Source organism: Streptomyces sp. ADMS, from assembly GCF_033441795.1.
Lineage (GTDB): Bacteria > Actinomycetota > Actinomycetes > Streptomycetales > Streptomycetaceae > Streptomyces.
Window position 1 is genome coordinate 1 of record NZ_JAVFVX010000387.1, and the last position, 577, is coordinate 577.

The 577-nt window shown below is 69.3% G+C and carries 1 protein-coding gene; it reads right to left on the reverse strand.

The genetic code is table 11. The features are described from left to right. Positions 1–102: 102 nt before the first annotated feature. Entirely contained in the window at positions 103–507 is a 405-nt protein-coding gene (locus RB628_RS41190; protein ID WP_318325741.1) for a cyclic nucleotide-binding/CBS domain-containing protein, read from the reverse strand. Positions 508–577 lie beyond the last annotated feature (70 nt).

Sequence of the window (577 nt, forward strand, 5' to 3'; positions counted from 1 at the left end):
AGCTCGCTGGGCTCATAACCCAGAGGTCGCAGGTTCAAATCCTGTCCCCGCTACTTGAGGCCGAGGGCCGGAGTCCGATCAGGACTCCGGCCCTCGGTGCGTTTACGCGGGTGCGTGCTGGCGGGCGGCCCGACGTACCGGGGCCCAGCAGCGGATGATGTCGCGGACCGAGACGATGCCTGTTGGTTCGCCGCCGTCCAGGACGATGAGGTGGCGGAAACCGCCGTGGGCCATCGCGTGCGCGGCCTCCTCCAGTGTCCAGGTGGGCGTGGCGAAGACGACGTCGTTGGTGGTGTGGGCGTGGGCTCGTTCCGTGTCGGGGCTCTGGCCGAGGCCGACGGAGTTGAGGATGTCGCGTTCGGTGAGGATGCCGATTCCGCCGGCGTCCGGGTCGAGGACCACCGCCGCGCCGATCCGGCGCGCGGACATCAGCGCGGCGGCCTGGCGGAGTGTGTGGTCGGGGCCGATGGTGAGGACCACGGTGCTCATGGCGTCGCGTACGAGCATGGGGTGGAGCCACCTCCTAGACCCGTACTTCGCGGGTCGTTGATTCGTATGGTGTGGCCGGTCGGGGGGT